Raw genomic sequence first — 1619 nt, 5'->3', positions numbered from 1 at the left:
GACGCAGCGCTGTCGCGCAGCAAACTGAGGCATCGTAAAGTTGAAGTACGCGCGCGGGGCAAAGGCCGTAACCAGCACTGGTGTGTCAGCACCCGCGAGGGAGAGTGGCCTGCACGGTATCGGCGTGGAGTCGTTGAAGGCATGGCGTAAGCCATGACCTCGTATAAGAGAGTGAATCCGCTCGCCACCGTGTACCCCGCGCGCGTCATTCAATCCTGCGAGGAATTGCCATGGCGCGCAAGAACCAAAAGCGATTTGAAATCGTCCATCCTGATTGTTCCGGCATTGATGTGGGCGGCTCAGAGCACTGGGTCGCCGTCGACCCAGAAAAATGCGACGACCCCGTTCGTCAATTCTCGACCTTTACCGATGATTTGATTGCCTTGGCCGACTGGCTCGGTTCAATGGACGTCAAAGTCGTGGCAATGGAGGCGACCGGCGTTTACTGGATTCCCCTTTTCGAAGTGCTCGATGCCCGCGGGTTCGAGGTCTACCTCGTCAACTCGCGCGCTACCCGTCAGACCTCCGGGCGCAAATCCGATGTGCTTGATTGTCAGTGGATTCGCCAGCTCATGACATACGGGTTGCTCAGTGGCGCGTTTCGCCCTGCGGATCAAATCTGCTCATTGCGCTCATTGGTCCGCCAACGGACCAATAAAGTCCGCGATCAGGCCAAGACGATCAATCGTATGCAAAAAGCCCTGACCCAGATGAATATCCAGCTGGCGAACGTCATCAGCGACATTACCGGGGTGACCGGCCTGAAGATTTTACGGGCTATCGTTCAAGGAGAACGGGATCCCGAAAAGCTCGCAGCTTTTCGGGATGGCCGCATCAAAGCCGACCGGGCGACTATCGCGCGAAGCTTGCATGGCAACTGGCGAGCCGAACATCTGCATGCCCTGGATCAGGAATTGGCTTGTCATGATTTCCTGGAAAAGCAGATCGGCGAGTGCGATCAGGCGATCGCTCAAGCGTTGGCTCGACTCCCGGTTCTTGAGGAAAAGGTCGAGGCACCGGGTAAATCGTTACGCAGCCCGCACCGCACAAGCGATGAACAATCGGTCTTGCACCGAGCCTTGAACAAAATAATGGGCGTGGATTTAACGGCGATCCCCACTATCGGAATCGATACGGCACTCGTGTTAGCCAGCGAACTGGGGCCAGATTTATCCAGGTTTCCCAGCGCCCAACACTTTTGCTCCTGGCTTGGTTTGGCACCGCCGACGCGGATATCAGGCGGAAAACCACTTCCAGGTAAAGCACCGAAAATCATAAATCGAGCCGCACAGGCCCTGAAACAGGCCGCAACCAGCGCGCGCCAAGACAAGAGCTTTATCGGTGCCAGCCATCGCGCCAGACTGACGAGAATGGATACCAGCTGCGCGATCAAAGCCACAGCTCACCAATTAGCACGGCTCATTTACGCCATGCTGACCAAAGGTCAACCGTATGTAGAAAAGGGGCTTGAAGCATTTGAGGAGAAGAGCCGTGACCGTCAATTGCGTGCCTTGGAACGAAAGGCGCGCAAGTTGGGGATGCAGTTGGTCAAGGCCGCTTGATTTTTTAAGAGCAAAAACAATGAGTTATTTTTTGTTTGATAAGAGCTTGCTCCCGCT

1 protein-coding gene is annotated in these 1619 nt (G+C 55.5%); it reads left to right on the top strand.

The features are described from left to right. Positions 1-230: 230 nt before the first annotated feature. Complete coding sequence (locus tag PMI18_RS02190) at positions 231-1562, top strand: IS110 family transposase (RefSeq protein WP_007907079.1); 1332 nt, start codon at positions 231-233, stop codon at positions 1560-1562. Positions 1563-1619: the final 57 nt, after the last annotated feature.

The sequence above is a fragment of the Pseudomonas sp. GM102 genome, from assembly GCF_000282555.1.
Lineage (GTDB): Bacteria > Pseudomonadota > Gammaproteobacteria > Pseudomonadales > Pseudomonadaceae > Aquipseudomonas.
Note: the sequence above shows the minus strand (reverse complement) of the source record. Positions and strands in the feature narration are given on the sequence as shown.